21 protein-coding genes are annotated in these 22,002 nt (G+C 32.4%); 14 read left to right on the top strand and 7 right to left on the bottom strand.

Annotation, left to right across the window (positions count from 1 at the left end; all coding sequences use genetic code 11):
- Window positions 1-15: 15 nt before the first annotated feature.
- The 3 genes from C8C83_RS25655 (at window position 16) to tpiA (ending at window position 2,418) form a co-directional block, all read left to right on the top strand.
- The gene (locus C8C83_RS25655) at window positions 16-684 is read left to right on the top strand and encodes an alpha/beta hydrolase (RefSeq protein ID WP_121331349.1); all 669 of its coding nucleotides are present in this window, start codon (window positions 16-18) and stop codon (window positions 682-684) included.
- Between the two features lie 404 nt (window positions 685-1,088).
- Window positions 1,089-1,583 (top strand): TlpA disulfide reductase family protein, encoded by a 495-nt coding sequence (locus C8C83_RS25660; protein ID WP_121331350.1) that lies wholly within the window; start codon window positions 1,089-1,091, stop codon window positions 1,581-1,583.
- Window positions 1,584-1,665: 82 nt separating this feature from the next.
- Complete coding sequence (gene tpiA, locus C8C83_RS25665; RefSeq protein ID WP_121331351.1) at window positions 1,666-2,418, top strand: triose-phosphate isomerase; 753 nt, start codon at window positions 1,666-1,668, stop codon at window positions 2,416-2,418.
- A 105-nt stretch (window positions 2,419-2,523) separates the two neighbouring features.
- Here tpiA and C8C83_RS25670 read toward each other — a convergent pair whose 3' ends face one another.
- On the bottom strand, window positions 2,524-4,863 hold the full coding sequence (locus C8C83_RS25670; RefSeq protein ID WP_132011959.1) for a hypothetical protein: 2,340 nt from the start codon (window positions 4,861-4,863) through the stop codon (window positions 2,524-2,526).
- Window positions 4,823-5,959 (bottom strand): hypothetical protein, encoded by a 1,137-nt coding sequence (locus tag C8C83_RS25675; RefSeq protein ID WP_121331352.1) that lies wholly within the window; start codon window positions 5,957-5,959, stop codon window positions 4,823-4,825. Before C8C83_RS25675 ends, C8C83_RS25670 begins: the two co-directional genes overlap by 41 nt.
- Window positions 5,960-6,072: 113 nt before the next feature.
- On the opposite strand from C8C83_RS25675, the gene prmA reads away from it, so the two are divergent.
- The 11 genes from prmA (at window position 6,073) to C8C83_RS25730 (ending at window position 14,479) form a co-directional block, all read left to right on the top strand.
- Window positions 6,073-6,906 carry a 50S ribosomal protein L11 methyltransferase gene (gene prmA / locus C8C83_RS25680; RefSeq protein ID WP_121331353.1) on the top strand — a complete coding sequence of 278 codons (834 nt, stop codon included), beginning with the start codon at window positions 6,073-6,075 and terminating at the stop codon, window positions 6,904-6,906.
- Window positions 6,907-7,051: 145 nt separating this feature from the next.
- Entirely contained in the window at window positions 7,052-7,327 is a 276-nt protein-coding gene (locus tag C8C83_RS25685; protein WP_121331354.1) for an ATP-dependent Clp protease adaptor ClpS, read from the top strand.
- A 64-nt stretch (window positions 7,328-7,391) separates the two neighbouring features.
- The gene (locus C8C83_RS25690) at window positions 7,392-8,663 is read left to right on the top strand and encodes a sterol desaturase family protein (RefSeq protein ID WP_121331355.1); all 1,272 of its coding nucleotides are present in this window, start codon (window positions 7,392-7,394) and stop codon (window positions 8,661-8,663) included.
- 7 nt (window positions 8,664-8,670) lie between these two features.
- On the top strand, window positions 8,671-9,348 hold the full coding sequence (locus C8C83_RS25695) for a lysoplasmalogenase (protein ID WP_121331356.1): 678 nt from the start codon (window positions 8,671-8,673) through the stop codon (window positions 9,346-9,348).
- 128 nt (window positions 9,349-9,476) lie between these two features.
- A complete protein-coding gene (locus C8C83_RS25700; RefSeq protein ID WP_121331357.1) occupies window positions 9,477-9,929 on the top strand; it encodes a 2-dehydro-3-deoxyphosphooctonate aldolase in 453 nt (150 codons plus the stop codon).
- A gap of 99 nt (window positions 9,930-10,028) precedes the next feature.
- A complete protein-coding gene (locus tag C8C83_RS25705) occupies window positions 10,029-10,577 on the top strand; it encodes a transposase (protein WP_121331358.1) in 549 nt (182 codons plus the stop codon).
- 448 nt (window positions 10,578-11,025) lie between these two features.
- The gene (gene kdsA, locus C8C83_RS25710; protein ID WP_026982277.1) at window positions 11,026-11,844 is read left to right on the top strand and encodes a 3-deoxy-8-phosphooctulonate synthase; all 819 of its coding nucleotides are present in this window, start codon (window positions 11,026-11,028) and stop codon (window positions 11,842-11,844) included.
- A gap of 19 nt (window positions 11,845-11,863) precedes the next feature.
- Complete coding sequence (locus C8C83_RS25715) at window positions 11,864-12,769, top strand: hypothetical protein (RefSeq protein WP_121331474.1); 906 nt, start codon at window positions 11,864-11,866, stop codon at window positions 12,767-12,769.
- 165 nt (window positions 12,770-12,934) lie between these two features.
- Window positions 12,935-13,621, top strand: a complete 687-nt coding sequence (locus tag C8C83_RS25720) for a YiiX family permuted papain-like enzyme (RefSeq protein ID WP_121331359.1) — start codon at window positions 12,935-12,937, stop codon at window positions 13,619-13,621.
- A 95-nt stretch (window positions 13,622-13,716) separates the two neighbouring features.
- Window positions 13,717-14,169 carry a hypothetical protein gene (locus C8C83_RS25725; protein WP_121331360.1) on the top strand — a complete coding sequence of 151 codons (453 nt, stop codon included), beginning with the start codon at window positions 13,717-13,719 and terminating at the stop codon, window positions 14,167-14,169.
- 4 nt (window positions 14,170-14,173) lie between these two features.
- On the top strand, window positions 14,174-14,479 hold the full coding sequence (locus tag C8C83_RS25730; RefSeq protein ID WP_121331361.1) for a hypothetical protein: 306 nt from the start codon (window positions 14,174-14,176) through the stop codon (window positions 14,477-14,479).
- A gap of 57 nt (window positions 14,480-14,536) precedes the next feature.
- On the opposite strand, the gene C8C83_RS25735 is transcribed toward C8C83_RS25730, so the two are convergent.
- The 5 genes from C8C83_RS25735 to C8C83_RS25755 form a co-directional block, all read right to left on the bottom strand.
- Window positions 14,537-15,925 (bottom strand): M20/M25/M40 family metallo-hydrolase, encoded by a 1,389-nt coding sequence (locus tag C8C83_RS25735; RefSeq protein WP_121331362.1) that lies wholly within the window; start codon window positions 15,923-15,925, stop codon window positions 14,537-14,539.
- 96 nt (window positions 15,926-16,021) lie between these two features.
- Entirely contained in the window at window positions 16,022-17,941 is a 1,920-nt protein-coding gene (locus C8C83_RS25740) for a discoidin domain-containing protein (RefSeq protein ID WP_121331363.1), read from the bottom strand.
- Window positions 17,942-17,966: 25 nt separating this feature from the next.
- A complete protein-coding gene (locus C8C83_RS25745; protein WP_121331364.1) occupies window positions 17,967-18,752 on the bottom strand; it encodes a glycerophosphodiester phosphodiesterase family protein in 786 nt (261 codons plus the stop codon).
- Window positions 18,753-18,850: 98 nt separating this feature from the next.
- Entirely contained in the window at window positions 18,851-21,151 is a 2,301-nt protein-coding gene (gene bglX, locus C8C83_RS25750; protein ID WP_132011960.1) for a beta-glucosidase BglX, read from the bottom strand.
- Between the two features lie 136 nt (window positions 21,152-21,287).
- Entirely contained in the window at window positions 21,288-22,001 is a 714-nt protein-coding gene (locus C8C83_RS25755) for a prolyl oligopeptidase family serine peptidase (RefSeq protein WP_121331476.1), read from the bottom strand.
- Between the last annotated feature and the right edge of the window lies 1 nt (window position 22,002).

A 22,002-nucleotide genomic window follows, 5' to 3' on the forward strand; every position in this document is an offset into this window, starting at 1 on the left:
AAACAAACTAATCTTATGAATCAATTATCAAAACTATTCTTTACATTCTTATTCACTTTACTTAGCACTTTTACAGGATTTAGCCAGGAAAAAACACCCAACAAAGACCAACGTTATATCTATTTTTTTCACAATAAATTTGTTGAAGAAAATGCTTTAGATGTTGCACATCCGGAATATGGAAAAGCAGAATACAACGAAATCTTAGCGTCATTTAGAAAAGATAATTTTATTGTTTTTAGCGAAATCAGAAAGAAAAACACAAACGCATACGACTACGCTGAAAAAATAACAAAGCAAATTAAAAAACAGCTTAAAAATGGAGTTCCACCAAATAAAATTACGGTAATTGGAACTTCAAAAGGTGGTTATATAGCACAATTTGTTTCAACATTTTTAGCAAATCCCGATGTGAATTTTGTTTTTATCGGATGTTTTATGGATAGCGATATCGAGCAAATTCCAGACATTAATTTCTGCGGAAACATCTTGACCATTTATGAGAAATCAGATATTTATGGTGTTGATGCTACAAAACGAAAAGAAACTTCGAAACTTAAAATAAATCATTTTAAACAAATTGAATTAAACACCAATTTAAAGCATGGTTTTTTATACAAAGCTGCAGATAATTGGATTGTTCCAAGTAAAAAATGGGCAAATGGAAATTATGATTTAAATTAGATTTTCTAAAATAAACTCAAAAAAAAGCCTTCAATATATTCTAAATTCAGAATAATTATTGAAGGCTTTTTTGATGCAAATCAGACGTTTTTTTTCCTTCAAAATATTTTTTTTCTTTAAAAAAGTGTTCCTTTTTTAAGCTTTTGAAAAGTTGCTTTTGAAAAATCATTAAAAAATGAAGTTTTCTAAACGAACTATTACGTTTTCAGAACTGTTTTTTTAACCGAATTTTCTCGTTTTGTGATAAATTAAACGAGTCATCAAATTTTGTTAATCTCCATTTGGCTTTCGATTTGTTTGTTTAACTTTGTTCGGAACCTTAATATATGAAATCGCTCTGATTTGAATTTGCAGATTCAGTTTAGAAAAGACGATTCATAACATTTAAAAACTATTATTATAATATGAAACAAATAGCTCTTATTGCAATTGCATTTATTACATTTTCATGTACTCAGGCTCAGAAAACAGAATTTTCTAAAGAGGCATTGTCTGAAAAATTATTAACCGTTGACGGAGGTCAGACTTCTTTCAAAAACATTTTAAAAAAATACAAAGGAAAAACTTTGGTAATCGAAGTTTGGGCTTCATGGTGTGGTGATTGTGTAAAAGCAATGCCAAAAGTAAAAGAATTACAAGCCAATAATCCTGATGCTTCTTACTTATTCCTTTCTGCTGATAAAACGGCTGATAAATGGAAAGCAGGAATCGAAAAACACGAATTAAAAGGCGATCATTTTATGATGAATGACGGTATGAAAGGTGTTTTTGGAAAAGCAATTGATTTAGATTGGATTCCGAGATATATTATCGTGGACAAAAAAGGAAAAATTGTATTGTACCGCGCGATTGAAACTGATTTTGATAAAATCAACGAAACTTTAAAAGGTTTAAAATAATTTTCAATAAAAATATCAGTGTCAAAAATCAATTTCATTTTTTGACATTAATTCAATAAACAAAAAAATAAAAACTACCAAAATGAGAAAAAAGATTGTTGCAGGAAACTGGAAAATGCATAAAAACGCAGCGCAAACTGAAGAATTATTAAGCGAATTAATTACTAAAATACCAGCTCAAACTACTGCTCAGGTAATTGTTGCTCCAACATTTGTAAACTTACAAGCAGCTGTTGCTAAAGTAAAAAACACAACTATTGGTGTTGCTGCTCAAAACGTTCACCAAGCTGAAGGTGGAGCTTTTACAGGAGAGATTTCTGCTGATATGTTAACTAGCATTGGTGTAAATACCGTAATTCTTGGTCACTCTGAGCGTCGTGCTATTTTTCACGAAACTGACGCTTTAATCGCAAGTAAAGTAGATACAGCTTTAAAACATGATTTAACTGTAATTTTCTGTTTTGGAGAGGAATTAAAAGATCGTCAATCAGGAAATCACTTTAATATTGTTGAAAATCAATTACGTGACGGATTATTTCAAATCGCAAAAGAATCCTGGTCTAAAATTGTTTTAGCTTACGAACCAGTTTGGGCTATTGGAACTGGAGAAACTGCTTCACCGGAACAAGCACAAGAAATGCACGAATTTATTAGAGAAGTTGTTCGTAAAGCTTACGGAGCTGAAATCGCTGACGAAGTTTCTATCTTATACGGTGGTTCTGTAAAACCAGACAACGCTAAAGAAATCTTTGGTAAACCAGACGTAGACGGTGGTTTAATTGGTGGTGCTGCTTTAAAAGCTGATGACTTTTTAGCAATTGTTACTGCAATCTAATTTTAGATTTTAGATTTACTATAAAAAAAACGTTCGCTATCGCGAACGTTTTTTTATTTACGTATTTCAACCTCTTCCATTTTACAATTTACTTTTCACAAATATTTAGTTTATAAATTCCCTCAATAATGGGCAATTGTACTTTCTGAAATTTGGTGTATTTTTATAAATCGAATAGAAATTCACCAACTCCTTCCCTGCTTTAAACGGATTTTTTGCTTCTTCTTCGGCAGAAACTATGTTTGCGTAATGATTGTAATAATTACATTCAAAAATCATTAAACTTGCTAATGCTTTTTCGTTGTTATTTTTAGACATTTTTAAGGCTTTTTCGTAATACATTTTAGCCATCGTTAAACTATAATAATTGCCTTTTTGGTATGTTTTTTCAATTTCAGAATTATCTCCATAAACATAATCAACATACGATTCTCCGGATGTCCAGTCGTAGGCAACCATCATCCAGGAATTTCCCAAATATGAAACATTAAAATAAGCGTGCGCCAATTGCAAATTACTTGTTGCTGTATTTTGTTTCTTTAACTGAATTAGTTTAGCTATAAATTCAGCTTTATTAAAATGATAATCGAATTTTCTTTCTTTATCATTTTGCAAAATTTTAGGCGTAAACGGGTTTTCATTCAAATAATTTTTATACTCATAATTCTTATCCCAAAAATCTTTTGGCATCAATGAAAAGGTTTCATAAGCCAATTCCAAATTATTATTTCTAAAAGCAATTGTTCCTTTCAGGTCTTTATAATAATTTATATTTGGCGAAATCGTTCCGGAACAAATATATTTTTCAAAAGGCGTTTTGTTCTCTTTTTGCTGTAAAGCAATCAAACAATCAACATCTTCTGTAGTTGCGATTCGGTCAAAATAACCAATATAACTGTAAAGATAAGGACTGCTTCCATAATATGAATATGCTCCTTCGTTTTTAAGATCTGATTTCATCATTAATAATCCTGCCGTAACGCGATCCTCTTTTTTAGCAAAATCTGCGCTTGCAATTCTATACAAACTATAAAGATTTTTAAATAATCCATTATCCGTTTCAACCAGATTTTCGATAGAATCAAAATATTTAAAAAGTTGATTTTGAACTTTCTCACTTTTTAAATCATCTTGCTTTAATGAAACCAAAGCTAATTGAATATTCTTTTGCATTTGTATAGATGCATTCGCCTTATCAGAAATCATATTAGTATATTTTTTCCCCAATTCAATATCATCATCCATAAAACAAAGCTGCGCAATTGCTGCAGTTATATACTCTTTTTGCTCGCCTGAAGTTTGTTCTCTTATCGAAATTAAAAAATACTCTAATGCTCTTAAATGCAAAATGTCTTTATTGAGATTTTCCTCTTTCGCTTTAGCGTAATCTCCGTACCAATCTGTACCTTCAAATGTTATGGACGGACTTCCGTTATTGGTATATTGTGGCGTAAAAATCCAATCTTCGAGTTTGTTGATTTCTCTTCCTATCAAAAAACTCAAATTAATACTATTCGGACTTAGTTTATAAACTTCTTCGATTGTTTTTAAATCCGGCGCAGGATTGCGGAAACTTTCAATTGAAAGAATCACGCTTCGTTCTTCGTCTTTTTGGGCCAAAGCCAAAGTTTGTTCGGTTAATTTCCAATTATAATGTTGCAAAACAGCAAACGATTTTTCTTCGCATGAAGCGAAAACTTTACTCAGCAAATAATTCTGCAAAGGAAAATCTTCAATACACAACGCTTTATAATACAAAGCCCAAGGTTGCAAAATGGTATTTTTATTGTCTGTAAAATAAGTGTCATACAAACGAATAACTTCTGCTTTATCCTGAGCATAAAAACTATATCTAAGAATTAAAAAAGCATAACGTTCTTTCAAAAAAGCATCTTTAGCCGAATTAATTTTCTTTTCGAAATCATCTAAATTCGCCAATTTATGATCTTTACTTCCGTAACCTAATTGTTCCCAAGATTCCCATTTGACATCCTGATTACTATTATATTCAAGCTTTTTAGCAAATAAAATATAATTTAGAAAGGCTTTGTTTTTCGTTAATAATAAAGCTTCAATAAAGGTGTTTTTTTCGAATACTTTTTTTAATGATTTAGATTCAAAAGCATTTTCAAATTGTTCAGAATCTGTTTCGTACAAAATAGTATGAACATCTTTTGGATCGACTTTATTTCCTAATTTTTTCTTCCATTCTAAACAATTCAATTCCTGATCGACACCAGAAACGGTATTTGTCGAATAGTAATAATCTGCCGAATAATAAAACGGTGTAAGTTTAAAAAAGCCTTCTCTTTGTGCTTTAAATAATGCCAATCGACTTATTTCAGGCGAAACACTCCAACCGCAGGCAAAAGAAACCTGGAAGCTGAAAACTAAAAGTAAACTACTAAAAACTCTCATAATAGTTGGATATATTTTGGGTTCCATAATCGTTAATATATTTTTTATCGAAAGAGAAAAACGTCACTTTAGTCTGATTATCAATCTTAATTTTACTTTTTATTATCGAAATCATTTTCTCAAGTTCTTCTTCAGAAATTTTCTCAATTCTAATTTCGTCTCCGTTTCTCAAATAGGTTTGTCCCACCAAAATATCATCTTGTAAAACATATTTAGTGTTTGAAACTTTCTTCAATTTTATAGAATCATTTCGCAATTGATCATAATCTGATAAAATCCCTTTAAACTGATTCCCTCTAAAAACAACCGCCCAACTATAAAGTGGTAAGGCAATATCCAATTTTAACTTATATTGATCGTGCGTAATATATTGTACTAATTCTGCGCTTGTTCCAATGGAGTTTTTAGTACTAAAATCGTCCGGTTTTGTCAAATTATAACACATTAATAAACCTTTATCTACGGGAGGAATTCCGGCTTTTGAAGCATATTTATATTGCCAAAGTCGGATTGTAGACGAAATCTGAGCATTTGGGAATCCTTTTTTGATTTGTTTCAGTAAATAAAAGTAATTGTCTTTTGATTTTTCGGACCAATCACAATCGATCAGAATTTCTTTAAAATCAACTTTTAGCTTTGCTAGTTCAATCGATTTTACGGAATCGTAATTGATGCGTTTGTAGTTTTCCTGCTTATAATAATCTTTTGGATACACAATTCCATTGGCAATTTTATCCGCTTTAGCTTCGTTTATATTTACACCAATCTGTTCAACACGTTTTGCAATTCTAGTCGCCAAACTATCCAATTGTTTTTTATTGGCTTGCAAAACAACTTCATTCGTAATAAAAATACTTGGCGTAATTTCAGGATTACTTTCATTTAGACTTGTATTTCTGATTGTTGCAACCGGCAAAGGCTCTTTGGCATACGGATTCCAATCAACATCAAAAAAGCGTACATAGAGATGTTGTACTTTCAAATCTTTAAATAGAGAATCATCTTGATTTTCAAAATTCAAATCGGTTTTCCAATAACAAAACGATCTGACTATTTCGTGTTCTTTCTCACAAGTTGCTCCATTAAGTATCACAAAGAGCAAAATAAAAATGATATTCTTCATATTTTAAAAATCCTTACAAATTCTAATCAAAATTAACACTAATATATGTAAGGATATGGATTATTTATGAACAACTTCTACTTTCTATTCTTACCTTTGCAAAAATTTTTTTTATGTCAAATATATATTTAGGATACCATTTTACGATTGAACCAAAAGAACCGGGTTCAGAAATTTTAATTGCTGAATTAGGCGAAAAAGCGTTTGAAACTTTTACAGAAACAGAAACTGGGATTTCGGCTTTTGTGAAGAAAGATTTATGGGACGAAAATATTCTTGATGACATCTATATCTTAGAATCTGAGGAGTTTAAAATTGAATATACAATTGAAGAAATCGATCAGGTAAACTGGAACGAAGAATGGGAAAAGAATTTTGAAGCTATTGACGTTGACGGAAAATGTCATGTTCGTGCTCCTTTTCATCCAAAAACAGATGCCGAATTTGATATCTTAATCGAGCCAAAAATGAGTTTTGGAACGGGTCACCACGAAACAACTCACATGATGATTCAGCATTTATTAGAAATTGATGTTAAAGGTTTAAAAACTTTAGACATGGGTTGCGGAACTGCTATTTTGGCTATTCTTGCCGAAATGAAAGGTGCTCAGCCTATCGATGCTATTGATATTGACAACTGGTGTTACTTGAATTCTATCGAAAATGCTGAACGCAATAATTGCAAACATATCACCGTTTATGAAGGCGATGCAGCGTTATTAGCTGGTAAAAAATATGATTTAATCATTGCTAACATCAACAGAAATATCTTGTTGAATGATATGCAAAGTTATGTTGATTGCTTAAATAAAGGCGGCATTATATTATTCAGTGGTTTTTATGTAGAAGACATTCCTTTTATTGATGCGTCATGCACAGAAAAAGGATTAACATATGTTAAAAAATTTGAAAGAAACAACTGGGTTTCATTAAAATACGTAAATTAGATAGTTGATTATCTGTTTATTAAATAGCTCACAGATTAAAAGACTAGAGCGTTTAGGATTGATTTTGTTATTTTTAAATCCACTAAATCTATGTAATCTGTGGCAAAAAAATTAGTAATTACATCAGTACAAAAACCTTAAAAAAATGAGTACTAAAGAAAAAGTAAGAGAGAGAGTCCGCGAAAAGGAAGCTACAGCTTTCAATAACGAAATCATTGTTTATAACGACGATGTAAACACTTTTGATCACGTAATTGACACATTAATGCGTGTTTGCAGCCATACGGCAGAACAAGCAGAACAATGTTCCTTGATTGTACATTACAACGGAAAATGCACCGTAAAGACTGGACCAATGGACAAATTAAAACCGCAATGTACACAACTTTTGGAAGCCGGATTAAGCGCTGAAATTGTTTAATTGCAAATAATTTAAAAAACATTCTATTTTATTCTATATTTGGATAAAATAGAATGTTTTTTTTATGGAAGAATACGGAAAGATATTGATTATCGCCATGCCGATTTTTTTAGTACTAATTGTAATTGAAAAGGCATACGGCATTTATAAAAAAGACGACACTGCGCCTTTAATAGACAGCGTGTCGAGCATTAGCTCTGGAATTACCAATTCTGTAAAAGATGTTTTGGGATTAAGTCTGACTTTTATCTCTTATGAATGGCTGGTTTCTAAATTAGCAATTTACCATCTCGAAGCTAATGTTCTATCCTACTGCATCGCTTTTTTCGTCATTGATTTTTATGGATATTGGAGTCACAGACTGGCACATCAAATCAATTTTCTCTGGAATAAACACGCCATTCATCATAGCAGCGAAGAGTTTAATCTTGCCTGTGCTTTGCGACAACCTATTGCAAGTTTAGTTAATCTATTTACTTTTTTACTGATTCCTGCAGCTATAATTGGTGTTCCGGCATCGGTAATTGCGATTACTTTACCATTGCATTTATTTCTTCAGTTTTGGTATCATACCAAGCATATTAAAAAAATGGGATTTGTTGAAAACATTCTCGTTACGCCATCGCATCACCGTGTTCATCATGCGATAAATCCTGAATATTTAGACAAAAATCATTCACAGATATTTATTTTCTGGGACAAACTTTTCGGTACTTTTCAAGCTGAATTAGAAGATGTTCCGCCTGTTTTTGGAATCACAAGACCGGCACAAACCTGGAACCCAATCCGTATTAATTTTCAGCATTTAAGTTTGTTAATCAAAGATGCCTGGAGAGCAGAAAAATGGAAAGACAAACTCACTATTTGGTTTAAACCAACTGGATGGCGTCCTGAAAATTTTGAAGAAAAATATCCAGTAAATAAAATTGAGAATGTTTTTAATTTTGATAAATACGGCACTCAAAACTCTCAAAAACTGATTTATTGGTCGGTTACACAAGTTTTAATCACGCTTTTATTTGTGAGCTTTTTATTTGATAATATTGCAAAAATTGGTTTACCGAATATCTTTCTCTACGGCTTTTTTATTCTATTGACAATTTATAGTTATACAGAGTTAATGGATAAAAGTAAATATGCTCCCTTTTGGGAAGCTTTGCGTTTGGCTGTGGCAATTGGAATTATATCTTATTATGGCGATTGGTTTGGCTTAAATAAAACCTTGGCAATTGGCAATTATATCATTTTAACCTATTTAAGTTTATCGTTACTAACTACGATTTACTTTGTAAAAGTCGATTTTAAAACTAACCAACTTCAACCAATAAATTCATAAACCGCTTATGAGAAACTCGACATTTTTTAAAATCTATATTGCATTTAGCGCCTTCTATTTGCTTGTTTTATTTTTAGGATATGAAAGTTTAAATCTGTTTTTAAAACCACTTTTGATTCCGTTATTAGGTTTTGGCGTTTATTTTTATCGAAAGTTCCCTTCGAAAAACACATTGCTAACAGCTTTGCTATTTTCATGGATTGGCGATGTAATTTTGCTTTTTACTGATATTGCCGAAATCTATTTCATTCTGGGATTAGTTGCTTTTCTAATTTCTCATATCACCTATTGTGTACTTTTCAACAAACAAATTAAAGGTACAATCAAAAAAAATATTGCTGTTTTTGGGATCGGAAGTATTTTAATTGCTTGTTATCTCATTGGAATGCTTTCTTTTTTATTGCCAACTTTAGGCGATTTAAAAATTCCGGTAACAGTATATGCTTCTGTAATTTCGATTATGCTTTTGTTTGCATTTAATGGCTTTTTAGTCTGGAAAAAACCTGGAAACTCTTATGTTTTTCTGGGCGCAATTGTATTTGTTCTTTCTGATAGTATTTTGGCCGTCAATAAATTTTATACTCCAATCGAGAAAAGTTCTTTTTTTATTATGCTAACATATCTTGTGGCACAGTATCTGATTGTGGTTGGTATATTAAAACTGAATCCTAAAAAAGTAGAATAAGAATAGCCCACGGATTTAACTGATAAAACGGATTTGTGCTGATTGTCTAAATCAATAATCTTTTTAATCTTTTAATCTGTGGCAAAAAGCATTTTACTTTTATATTTGTACGACCAAAACCATAAACCATGAAAAAAATAGCCCTTTTTGTCATTTTACTCGTTACTACTGTTTCTTGTGTGAGTACAAGATCTACTTTGAAAAATGTAGACGATAATGCACCGGATTTAGTTTTGAAAAAAGACAATACTTTTATCATTACTCTTTTTAGTAAAGACAAAAAATATGGTTATGATCCAGATTATCCTATCAATATTTTCTACAGAAATACTTCTGACGAAGCTTTGAACGAAACTCGTTTTTTGAATGCACTTTGTGGTCCAAATGGTGAGAAAATAACCTATAAAAGATTAGAAACCTGTTGCCCTTTTCCAACTAAAAGAAGTAATATGGGAGCTGGTTTTTTAAATGTTTATGAATTAAGATGGGAAGGTCAAAAGAAACCTGTTACGCTTTATTTGAATATTTATGAGAAAGGAATTGTAATGGTTCCGATGGGATTAGGTTTGAAAAAGGATTAGTTTTTTTATTACAATATAAAAATATTTTTAATGTTATATAGCTTGCAATCTAGTGCTAGCGCGAGCGTCCCGCTCGTGCCCGCAAGCTAAATAAAACTGATGAGTAATAAATACAAATTTAAAGAAACTAATGGTGCTTATTTTATAAGTTTTGCTACGATAAATTGGATAGATGTATTTACTAGAGATGAATATTTTTGGATTGTAATTGAATCCTTAGATTTTTGTAGAAAAAACAAATCAATGGAAATTTATGGATATTGTATTATGTCTAATCATATTCATTTAATTTTTCGTTTCGGAAATGGAGACCCATCTGGTTTAATGAGAGATTTCAAAGGGTTTACTTCAAAAAAACTTCTCAAGGCAATTATAGAAAATCCTCAAGAAAGCAGAAAAGAATGGATGCTTTGGATGATGCAGCGTGCAGGAAAAAAGAATAGCAATGTAAAAAATCTACAATTTTGGCAACAAGATAACCATCCAATTGAAATCTGGTCATTAACAGTTTTTGAGCAAAAACTTAAATATATTCATCAAAACCCGGTAAAATCCGGATTTGTAATTGATGCTGTAGATTGGAAATATAGTTCCGCTAGAAATTACTCCAATAATGATCATACTATTTTAGAAATACATCTTAATTGATTTTGATTGTAGGCACGAGCGGGACGCTCGCGCTAGCGACGGAAACGACAATAATATATCAAAAAGAAAACGTTTAAAAAAACATAAACAATAGGCAAAACCTGATAAATATCATGTATTGCTTTTTTGTAATATCTTAACATTGTTCTTTCTTAACACCTATATATGGATATAAATAAATTGCTCAATAAATCCCATAATTTCACTACGTTTTTAGCCCTGATAGTCCCGACGCTTCGGGAGGAAAGCCTTTTTTGAGAAAGCCTATTTTTTCTGGCTTTTGCAGAGCGACCGGAGGAAGCTCCTGCAAGTGTCAAGAAAAAAAGGGTTTAGAGAAAAAGATTGCAACGGGCGGTCCCGATAGCTATCGGGATTCTTAAAAAAAACTTAAATCTTAATCTGCTATTCATAAATCATAACTACCTTTGCACTGTCAAAAAATCATATTATGAACATACAACATATTCCTCAAATTAAGCATACTGATAGTGGAAACTTCTTTTTATTGGCGGGACCTTGCGCTATTGAAGGAGAAGAAATGGCTCTCAGAATTGCTGAAAAATTAGTTGGTATTACCGACAAACTTCAGATTCCTTATGTATTTAAAGGATCGTTTAAAAAAGCCAACCGTTCTAGAATTGATAGTTTTTCTGGAATTGGTGACGAAAAAGCATTAAAAATTTTAAGAAAAGTTTCGGAAACTTTTCACGTTCCAACTGTAACAGATATTCATACTAATGAAGATGCTGAAATGGCTGCACAATACGTTGATGTATTGCAAATTCCAGCATTCTTAGTTCGCCAAACTGACCTTGTTGTAGCGGCTGCAAATACTGGAAAAGTGGTAAACTTGAAAAAAGGACAATTTATGAGTCCGGAAAGCATGAAACACGCGGTTCAAAAAGTACTAGATTGCCATAACGAAAATGTAATGGTTACGGATCGTGGTACTATGTTTGGTTATCAGGACATGATTGTTGATTTTAGAGGAATTCCTACCATGCAACAATATGCTTCTACGGTTCTTGATGTAACGCACTCGTTACAACAACCTAACCAAACTGCAGGTGTTACGGGTGGAAGACCTGATATGATAGAAACTGTTGCCAAAGCGGGAATCGCTGTTGGTGTTGACGGTATTTTTATCGAAACTCATTTTGATCCTGCTAATGCAAAAAGTGATGGCGCTAACATGCTTCATTTAGACTATTTTGAAGGCCTAATGACTAAGTTAGTTGCTATTAGAAAAACAGTTAACTCATTTTAAATTTAATACATTACGTTCATTGAAAACAAAAATTTTATTCTTCCTTCTGATGTGTGTTTCTTTAAACACTTTTGCTCAGGAAGAAATCGCAGTACAAAGATATACAGCTCATAATAAAGGTAAATTCTTCATTTCATGGGGTGGTAATAGAGACAGTTATACTAAATCTGATGTAAATTTCAGAGGTAAGGATTACAACTTTACAGTTGCGGATATGAAAGCTCATGATAAACCAAAAGGATATCATATTGATTATGTAAATCCGGCAAACATGACGATTCCGCAAACTAACTTTAGAATGGGGTATTTCTTTAACGACCATTATAGTGTTTCTATTGGTTGGGATCACATGAAATATGTAATGACTCAAAATCAGACAGCAAACGTTACAGGTTATATTAACTTACCTGCTGATCAGGCTGGATCTATTTACAACGGAGTTTACAATAATACACCTGTAGATATGTCTCAGGGTGGTGCTATTGAAGGTGGTTATGATAAAGGTGTTACTAATCCAAATGGTACTGCTTTTTTAATGTACGAACATACAGATGGTTTGAACTATATTAATACTGAGGTTTCCAGACATGACGATATTTCGAAATGGTTTGGTTTGCCAAATACAGATAAAGTTCAGATTAACTTAACTGAAGGTGTAGGAGTTGGAGTTTTATACCCAAAAACAAATACAACTTTATTAGGAATGGAACGTCATGATGATTTTCATATTTCTGGTTACGGTTTATCTGCAAAAGCGGGAATTAACTTTACTTTCTTCAAATATTTTTATTTGCAAGGTGAGCTAAAAGGTGGTTATATCAACATGCAGGATATTAGAACTACAACAAGTAATGATGATAAAGCTTCACAGAATTTCTTCTTTTTACAAAGAATTATTGCTGTTGGGGGAATTTTCAGAATCTAATATTTCGTAAAAAATAGTTTAAAAAATAGCTATCATTTATTTGGTAGCTATTTTTTTTATGTTTTACTTTGTAACTCAAAGTTCTTTTGATTTGCGTTAAATTATTTAAAAAAGATAGTTGACATAAAGCGTAATAAAGTACTTTTAGAGTTCAAAAATAAAAAGATGAAAAAACAAAAATATCTGTTTCTGGGAATTACATTTCTACTAAGTTTTGGTCTTGCATTATTTATTGCAATGTCTGTTTTTCCGAATAATCCATTTTCGAAAACGAAAAAAGAAAAAACAGAAAGTAGCGTACAAACTAAACTTAAAGATGGTGATATTATTTTTCAAACCTCACAATCTCCTCAATGTGAAGCGGTAAGAATTGCGACTAATTCAAAATTTTCTCATTGTGGAATTATCTACAATATAGACGGAAAATGGTTTGTCTTTGAGGCTGTTCAGCCTGTAAAACTGACTCCGTTTGACGAATGGATTCAACACGGAAAAGACAATAAATATGTTGTAAAGCGATTAAAAAATGCAGATCAGCTTTTGACTCCAATTGTTGTGCAAAAGATGCAAAATTACAGTCAACAGTTTGATGGAAAACAATATGACTCTTATTTTGAATGGACTGATACAAGAATATATTGCTCTGAATTGGTTTGGAAAATATATAAGAATGCAACTGGTATTGAACTTTCAAAACTAAGAGAATTAAAAGACTTTAATTTAACTGACGCCCGGGTTCAAAAAATATTAAAGGAAAGATATGGCAATAATATTCCGCTAGGAGAAAAAGTGGTCGCTCCTGTTGACCTTGCCGATTCGGATTTATTAAAAACTATTACAGACAACTATTAAGTTACTAAGAATTATCAAAAAAGCTAATTCAGAACAATTGGCTTTTTTTATTTAGTATTTAACTTTGAATTTCAAAGAACTTTTAATTAAAAAACATGAAAGATATTCTTGTAGAAAAAATGTATGAATGGACTAGAAAACCGTATCAAAAATATTTCAAGAAAAATACCCCCTGGGAAATTGATCAATCAGAATTGCGTCAATATCCTAAAGAAAGTTTAGGATTTGGTTTAGGTGCTTTTCTGAATAAAAATCATTTTGATATTCAGCCAAAACTCGAAGACCATGATATTATTCATGTTCTGACCAATACGGGAGTATCTGTTGTGGAAGAAATTGGAATGCAATATTATCTTTTAGGAAACGGAAAAAAAAGTCTCTATCTATTTGTCGTTATACTTTCCGGTACTCCGTTTTATCCGAATCAATTCTCTTACTTTTTACAACAATACAAAAGAGGAAAACAAGCGCTTCCGTTTTATTATCTGGATTTTTCAAAAATGCTATTTACTTCAATTCACTCTATTCAGGAAACCTTTAAAATTTAAACTTATGAAAACTATTATCGAAGAACCTTTTGAAGAAAAAAACGCCACCACATTAGCAGTTGGAACTCTTGTTATCGGTACAATTCTATTTATACTTTATATCGCTTCGAACGAAAGTCCAAACATTTTGATTATTGCATGGCCTTTTGCATTTTCGGCAATAATGGTGAATCTAATTATGCTTATTCATTTGGCTGACAATTTTATAAAACGACCGAATGAAAGAAAATATATCCTCAACAAAATATTAATGCTATTGGTTAATATTCCTATTGTGTATTTATACTATAATATTGTAACGAAAATGTAGCATAAAAAAAGCCTTCCGAGAAATCGAAAGGCTTTAATTTTTTATAAACTAATTTGATTAATTCGCTGATGGAAGAACAATTCCGTTTTGATCCATTAAATAAATTAATGAAGTCATTGTTGCTGCTCCAAGTTCTAATTCTCTTTTGTTTATAGCATCAAACTTGTCATTTGCTGCATGGTGATAATCAAAGTAACGTTGTGAATCCGGCATTAAACCAGCTTTTACAATTGCTTTAGAAGTTAAATGTTCAATATCTGAACCACTGTGTCCTTTTATAAAAGTATTAACCAAATATGGTTCGAAAAAGTCTTTGTATCCTTGAATTTTCTTTAGGTTAGCATCGTCTGCTTCGATTGTAAATCCTCTTGGTGTAAATCCACCTGAATCACTTTCTAAAGCAAAAATATGGTTCTCCTTTTTCTCTTTAGAAACTTCTTCATATTTCGCTCCGCCTTTTCCGCCATTTTCTTCATTCATAAATAATACAACACGAATTGTATTTTTAGGTTTGTAGTTTAGGTTTTTAAGAATGCGAACTACTTCCATACTTTGCACTACTCCTGCTCCATCATCATGAGAACCATCGGCTAAATCCCAAGAATCTAAATGTCCTCCAACAACCATAATGTTCTCCGGAGTTACAGTTCCTGTTAATTCTCCAATTACGTTGTGTGATAATACATCCGGTAATGTCTCGCAAGATTGTTTGAAATAAAATTTCAGACTTGGATTATTTTTTAAAAGCTTACTCAATAATTCAGCTCCATTTGTACTTATTGCTGCTGCCGGAATATATTGCTCTTTTGGCAAATCTCCGTAGCTTTGATTTCCTGTATGCGGAAAATCATCTAATCGTAGATTTAAAGAACGAACAATTGCTCCAACTGCGCCAAGTTTTGCAGCTTCCTCAGCTCCGCTTCTTCTTTGATCTCCTGCTTCTGAATAAGATATAAAAGTTGGTATATTTTCAGGATCCATTGGTCTGTTATAAAACACAATTTTACCTTTTACTTTATCTCCAAGCTCTTTTAATTCTTTGATGCTTTTTACTTCGATTATCTCCGCTGTAATTCCAGTTTTTGGTGTTGCAACTGATGCTCCTAAAGCACAAATTGGCACAACTGTTTTTACTTTTCCGTCTAAAATATAAGCCGTTTCTTTTTCGCCACGAACCCAATGAGGTACCATAACTTCCTGCAAATATACTTTGTCAAGTCCTAGTGTTTCTAATTGTCTTTTTGTGTACTGAACTGCTTCTTCGGCACTTGCAGAACCTGACAAACGGCTACCAATATCGTTAGACAAATATTCTAACCAACTGTAGCATTTTGCTTCGGTTAAGGCTTTTTTATAAAATAATTTAATGTTCTTTTCATCATTTGATTGTGCAAATGATGTCAATCCGTTTAAGACTAAAACAGTCAAAAGAATCGTTTTTTTCATGGTTTTTATAGCATTTTGGGTTGTAAGACAAAGGAACAAAATTCTTTAGAACTGCGACAGATTTTTCCGCACCTTTTTCTTAAAATAAAAACATAATTATTTGACTTCTTTTAGTTTGTTTTTTTCTCCAATTCCATTTTCATTAAAAGCTTCTATTGTAAAATAATATTTAGTGCCTTTGTCTAAACCTCTAAAATCATAAGAGCTTTCATCATACACCATAATACTGTTGTACAATTTGTCAGGGCTTATTCCGTAATAAATATTATAACCAATTGCATCAGCTTGTCTTTTCCATGTAATCATTGCATTTCGGGAGTCTTTTGCATTTCGATCTACTTTAAAATTCGAAACTGGTTTTGGTTTTTCTGATAAACCATTTCCAAAAACTCTAAAATCTGAAATCGCAAATAATCCCGAAGCATTATGAATATTCACCATCTTGATATAACGCGCTTTTATTGCTTTGGTTAATTCAACATAATCATGAGGAACATCTTTTGCATTTTGAGATTTGTCGACAACCAATGTCCAATTTTCAGCATCATCAGACATGAATATTTTATATTGATAATAAATATCCATTGCTTTATTGTATTGCGTTGCTTTATGATCTGCATAATTAATCTGCAGGGCATTTATTTGCATTTGTCGGCCTAAATCAAGTTGAAGCCATTCACCCGGTTTATCTGTTTTTGCAGACCAATAAGTCTGAATATTTTCATCGGTTAGATTATTAGCTCCGTAACAAAATTTCTCATAGACTTTTTTACCGCCATTATCCATTCTGTGGGTTTCTACTTCCATGCATTCTTCTGATGAAGAAACGATTACTGGCTTTTTGTACGAAAGCAACATCCATCCTGAAGCAGCTCCTTTTTCCTGATTACGTCCAGAAGTTGGAAGCACAATCGGAAAATCTCCATAAGAAGTTATAGAATACATCACATCGTCTTTATCAAATCCCGCAGGAAACATATCGATACGACGTTCAAAACGGTCTTTTATAGAAATTTTACAGGTTCCAGTATTCCAGTAATTTCCGTAATTATCTGCAAAGGTGTTTCCGTGTCCGGCACCAATTACAAATCCTCCGGGTTTATAAGACATTGGATTATGTTTTTGATATGTAAATGGCCCAAGAGGATTATCTCCCACATGAACACCATTTGCATAACCTTTAAATTCAGTTGCCGGAGCTCCGTATTGCATATAATATTTTCCGTTGTGTTTGGTCATCCACGCTCCTTCAATAAAATTTCCCCAAGGCGCTGGTTCCATATCATTATTTGGTCCAAAACGCTCCCAACCGTGATTTGCAGGATCTAAAATAGCCACTTCTTTTACCTGACCGTAAACTTTTTGAATATCTTCAACTTCAGTTGCTTTATATAATTCTGCATAATCTGCTTGATTTCCTTTTGGTAACCATGTATTATAATCAACTTCTACACCAACAAGCGGCAATTTCCCACTTGATCCGTAGTACATATATACTTTTTTATCATCATCCTGAAAAATCGCAGGATCCCAAGTTGGCAACATTGCTTTGTCTACGTGGCGTGTCCATCTTCCAGATTTTGGGTCAGCAGTTTTCCAGATTGGATGATCTCTTTTCCACGTTGAACCAACATAAAATAAAGTATCATTTACAACCCACGCAGCCGGAGCACATTGATCATCGTCACCCGGTTGTCTTTGAAAACTTCCGTAAACGAAATTCCAGTCTGACATATCTTTACTCCAGAAAAAACCTGCCTGATTGGTCGCAAATAAATAATATTCGCCTTTATAAGTAATAATTACTGGATCTGCGCTCGAACGGCGCGATTCAGGAATTCCATTATGATTATGGGTTGTATAATTGTATCCAATATTAATTGGATTACAATATGTTGTTGCGGGTTTGTTTGGGTCAAACCATTCTGTTTTACCGGGAATGGTATTCTGTGCCAAAATATTAGTATTAAAACCAATAATTATCAGCAAAATGGGCACTAAATATAGTTTTTTCATGATCTTGTTTTTTTGTAAAAAGAGGTTAATTCTTTTTATTTAATCTTTCATTGAGTAATTCCGGTTCATTGGTTGTGATGAAATCAAAATTATTTCCGATAATCCAATCCATAACCTCAGCATCATTTACCGTCCAGACATTTAGCGTAATCTTATTATCTTTTGCTTCTTTTATCCATTCCGGATGCTTTTGAAAAACAGAATAATGGTAATCAATTCCAGAAATATTATCTTTTTTGACTTCGGCAGGGGATTTATTTCCTTCGAGATATTGCAATCCGGCTTTTGGATCTAATTGCTGAATTTGCTTCAGAATTTCGTAGTCAAAACTTATATAACACGTTATTTTATCTGCTTTCAGTTTTTTGATTGTTTCAACTGTTTTTATGGCAGTTACTTTTCCTCTTTCTTTGCTTATTTCCGAAGGTTTTACTTCACAGACTAAAAGCGTTTTTTTATTGTTTCTTTTACCTTCTTTTATGTACTCGTATAAAGTTGGCAACTTCTCTCCGTTTGAAAGTTTAGACTTTATTAGATCTGCATAATTTGTTTCCTCAATCAGCAATTTATTATAATGTGCATCGTGATTGATTACAAGGGAATCATCGGCTGTTCTCCAAACGTCAAATTCTGAACCTGCAAGTTTTAAATCAATAGCATGTCTGAGAGAAGCAATCGAGTTTTCCGGAGAATTGTCCTTTTTCCATGCTCCTCTATGTGCTACAACAGCATTTTTACTGACATTACAAGACGAAAAAACAACCATCATCGACATTAAAAAAAGTCTTACAGAAATTTTACTTTTATTCATTAGATCGAAATTTAATTTATACTTTTTATAAAACTAAAGACTAAAAAAAAGCCCTTCGTCAACCAATTACGAAGGGCTAATTACAATAAATAAACCAACTATTTAGCTAATTCAAAACTAACTTTCTTGTCGGCATTTGAATTTCCACCAACGAAAATATCAAACTGTCCAGGCTCTGCTACGAATTGTAAATCAGAGTTATAAAATTTTAAATCTTCAACTGTGATATCAAAAGTCACGGTTTGCTTCTCCCCTTTTTTAAGTGTAATTTTTTGGAAATTTTTCAATTCTCTAACTGGTCTTGTTACTGAACCTACTAAATCTCTAATGTATAATTGAACGGTTTCTTTTCCGTCATAATTTCCTGTGTTTGCAACATCAACAGTCACTTTCAATTTTCCGTTGAAATTCATTTTATCAGATGAAATTTTTAAGTTTGAATATTCAAAAGAAGTATAACTTAATCCGAAACCAAATGGGAATAATGGCTCGTTTCTTTCGTCAATATAATTAGATCTGAATTTTTCGAATTTACCTTCTGTATTAGAAAGTGGTCTTCCTGTATTTTTGTGTGCGTAATAAATTGGCAATTGTCCAACGCTTCTTGGGAAAGTTGATGTCAATTTTCCAGAAGGATTTACATCTCCAAATAAAACATCAGCAATAGAATATCCTGCTTCTGATCCTGCGAACCAAACATTTAAAATAGCCGGAACAGTTTCGTTTTCTTCTTTAATAACTAACGGACGACCATCAAATAATACTAAAACAACTGGTTTTCCTGTTTTTAATAATGCATTTAATAAATCTTTTTGCGCTTGTGGAATTTCTAAATTCGTACGGCTGCTTGATTCTCCACTCATTTCTGCAGATTCTCCAAGTGCAGCAACAATTACATCTGATTGATTAGCAACTTTTAAAGCTTCTGCCAATAATTCTTCTTTTGAACGTCCATCACGGTGTAAAGTTTTACCAAACATAGTTGCGTTTGTTTCAAAAGTTTCATCGTAATCTAAATTGCTCCCTTTTGCATATAATACTTTTGTAGAAGGTCCTGCTACTTCTTTGATTCCTGCTAATAATGAGATAGCATTTTCCATTTTTGTAGCAACGCTCCAAGTTCCCGGCATATTTTCTTTGGCATCAGCCAATGGTCCGATTAAAGCAATTGTTCCAGATTTTTTAAGTGGCAATACCTGACCTTGATTTTTTAATAAAACCAATGATTGTGCAGAGATTGATCTTGCTTCTTTTCTGCTGCTTGCTGTAAAAATCTCCGTTTTTGCTCTGTTAGCATCACAATATTTATATGGATCACTGAACAATCCTAAATCATATTTTGCTTCAAGGATAAGTTTTACTGCATTATCGATTGTTTCGATTGTTACTTTTTTCTCGTCTAAAGATTTTTTCAATGTTCCTAAGAAACCTTCTCCAACCATATCCATTTCTACACCTGCGTTAAGAGATAAAGCCGAAACAGCTTGTAAATCTCCCATTCCATGTTCGATCATTTCAGGAATTCCGGTAAAATCTGTTACAACAAAACCTTTAAAACCCCATTGTTTTCTTAAAACATCTGTCATTAACCATTTGTTTCCTGTTGCTGGAATTCCGTCAATTTCATTGAAAGAAGCCATTACAGAACCTACACCAGCATCAACTGCTGCTTTGTAAGGAGGGAAATAATCGTTGAACATTCTAATATGACTCATATCAACTGTGTTGTAATCACGTCCTGCTTCTGGCGCACCATAAAGAGCAAAGTGTTTTACACATGCCATGATTGAGTTATTTTTAGAAAGATCGTGTTGTTGGTAACCGTTTACCATTGCTTTTGCAATTTGGCTTCCCAAATATGGATCTTCTCCTGAACCTTCAGAAACTCTTCCCCAACGAGGATCACGAGAAACGTCAACCATTGGAGAGAATGTCCAGTTAATACCGTCAGCACTAGCTTCTTGTGCAGCGATTTGAGCACTTCTTTCGATTAAGCCCATATCCCAAGTACATGATAATCCTAACGGAATTGGGAATGTTGTTTCGTAACCGTGAATTACGTCCATACCAAAAATCAATGGAATTTTTAAACGGCTTTTTTCAACTGCAATTTTTTGTACTTCTCTAATTTTTTGAACAGATTTAATATTGAATAAACCTCCTACCTTACCTTCAGCAATTTTTTTTGCCACATCAGAACTGTTTGCTTGTCCTGTCGTAATATCTCCAGAAGTTGGTAAATTAAGCTGCCCTAATTTTTCGTCTAATGTCATTTTTGACAATAGTTCTGCTACAAACTCTGATCTTGGTTTAATTTTTACTGTAGTTTTAGTGGTCTTTTTTTGAGCATAACCCAAAACAGCACATCCTAAAAAAAGTAAGACTAATTTGTTTTTCATGTGTATTTAATATTTGCATTTATAATGGAGGATGGAATCACTTTTCTTCGTTTTATTTCTAAATTGAAATCATAGCAACTTCATTCTATATTCTATTTTCTTTTTTCTATTTTCTATTTTCTATATTCTATATTCTTTATTTCTTCGAGTTCGTTTTTATCTGTTTAAACATCCAGTCATAAATTTCGGGATTGTCATAAACTCGTGTCCAACTATCGTGACCTGCATCATCAAAAATGGTCAATTGAACATCTTTGGCATTGCACTTTTTTAATTCCTTGTAAATTGTTATGGCGTAATCTACTTTTACTACATCGTCTAATAATCCATGAAAAATCCTCGTTGGAATATTAGCAATCTTACAAGCACTTTCTAATTCAATCAAATCAACAAAGCCCGAAATTGGGACAATTGCTGCAAACTTATCCGGATATGATAATGCCAGATTCCATGCCGCCCAACCTCCGGAACTTAATCCGGTGACATATATTCTGTTAGAATCGATTTTATTCTCTTTTTGAATTTTTAAAATCAATTCATTGATAGATTCTATATCCCAATTTTCATCTGATTTACATTGCGGAGCCAAAACATAAGCATCTAATGAGTGTGTTTTTAAATACTTTAAAGGGCCGTTGATTTTTACTTTTTCAATGTCTGTCCCTTTTTCACCATCTCCCGAAATAAAAACTATTAATGGCTTATTCTCTTTTGTATTGGCAGGTTTATGTAACGCATAACCTAATTCATGCTTTACAATTACCTCAGTTTTTATTGTTCCCGTTGATTCACTTTGCGCAAATGCCAACGCAGAAAATAATACTGCAATTAATGCAAATTTATATCTCATC

The sequence above is a fragment of the Flavobacterium sp. 90 genome, from assembly GCF_004339525.1.
Lineage (GTDB): Bacteria > Bacteroidota > Bacteroidia > Flavobacteriales > Flavobacteriaceae > Flavobacterium.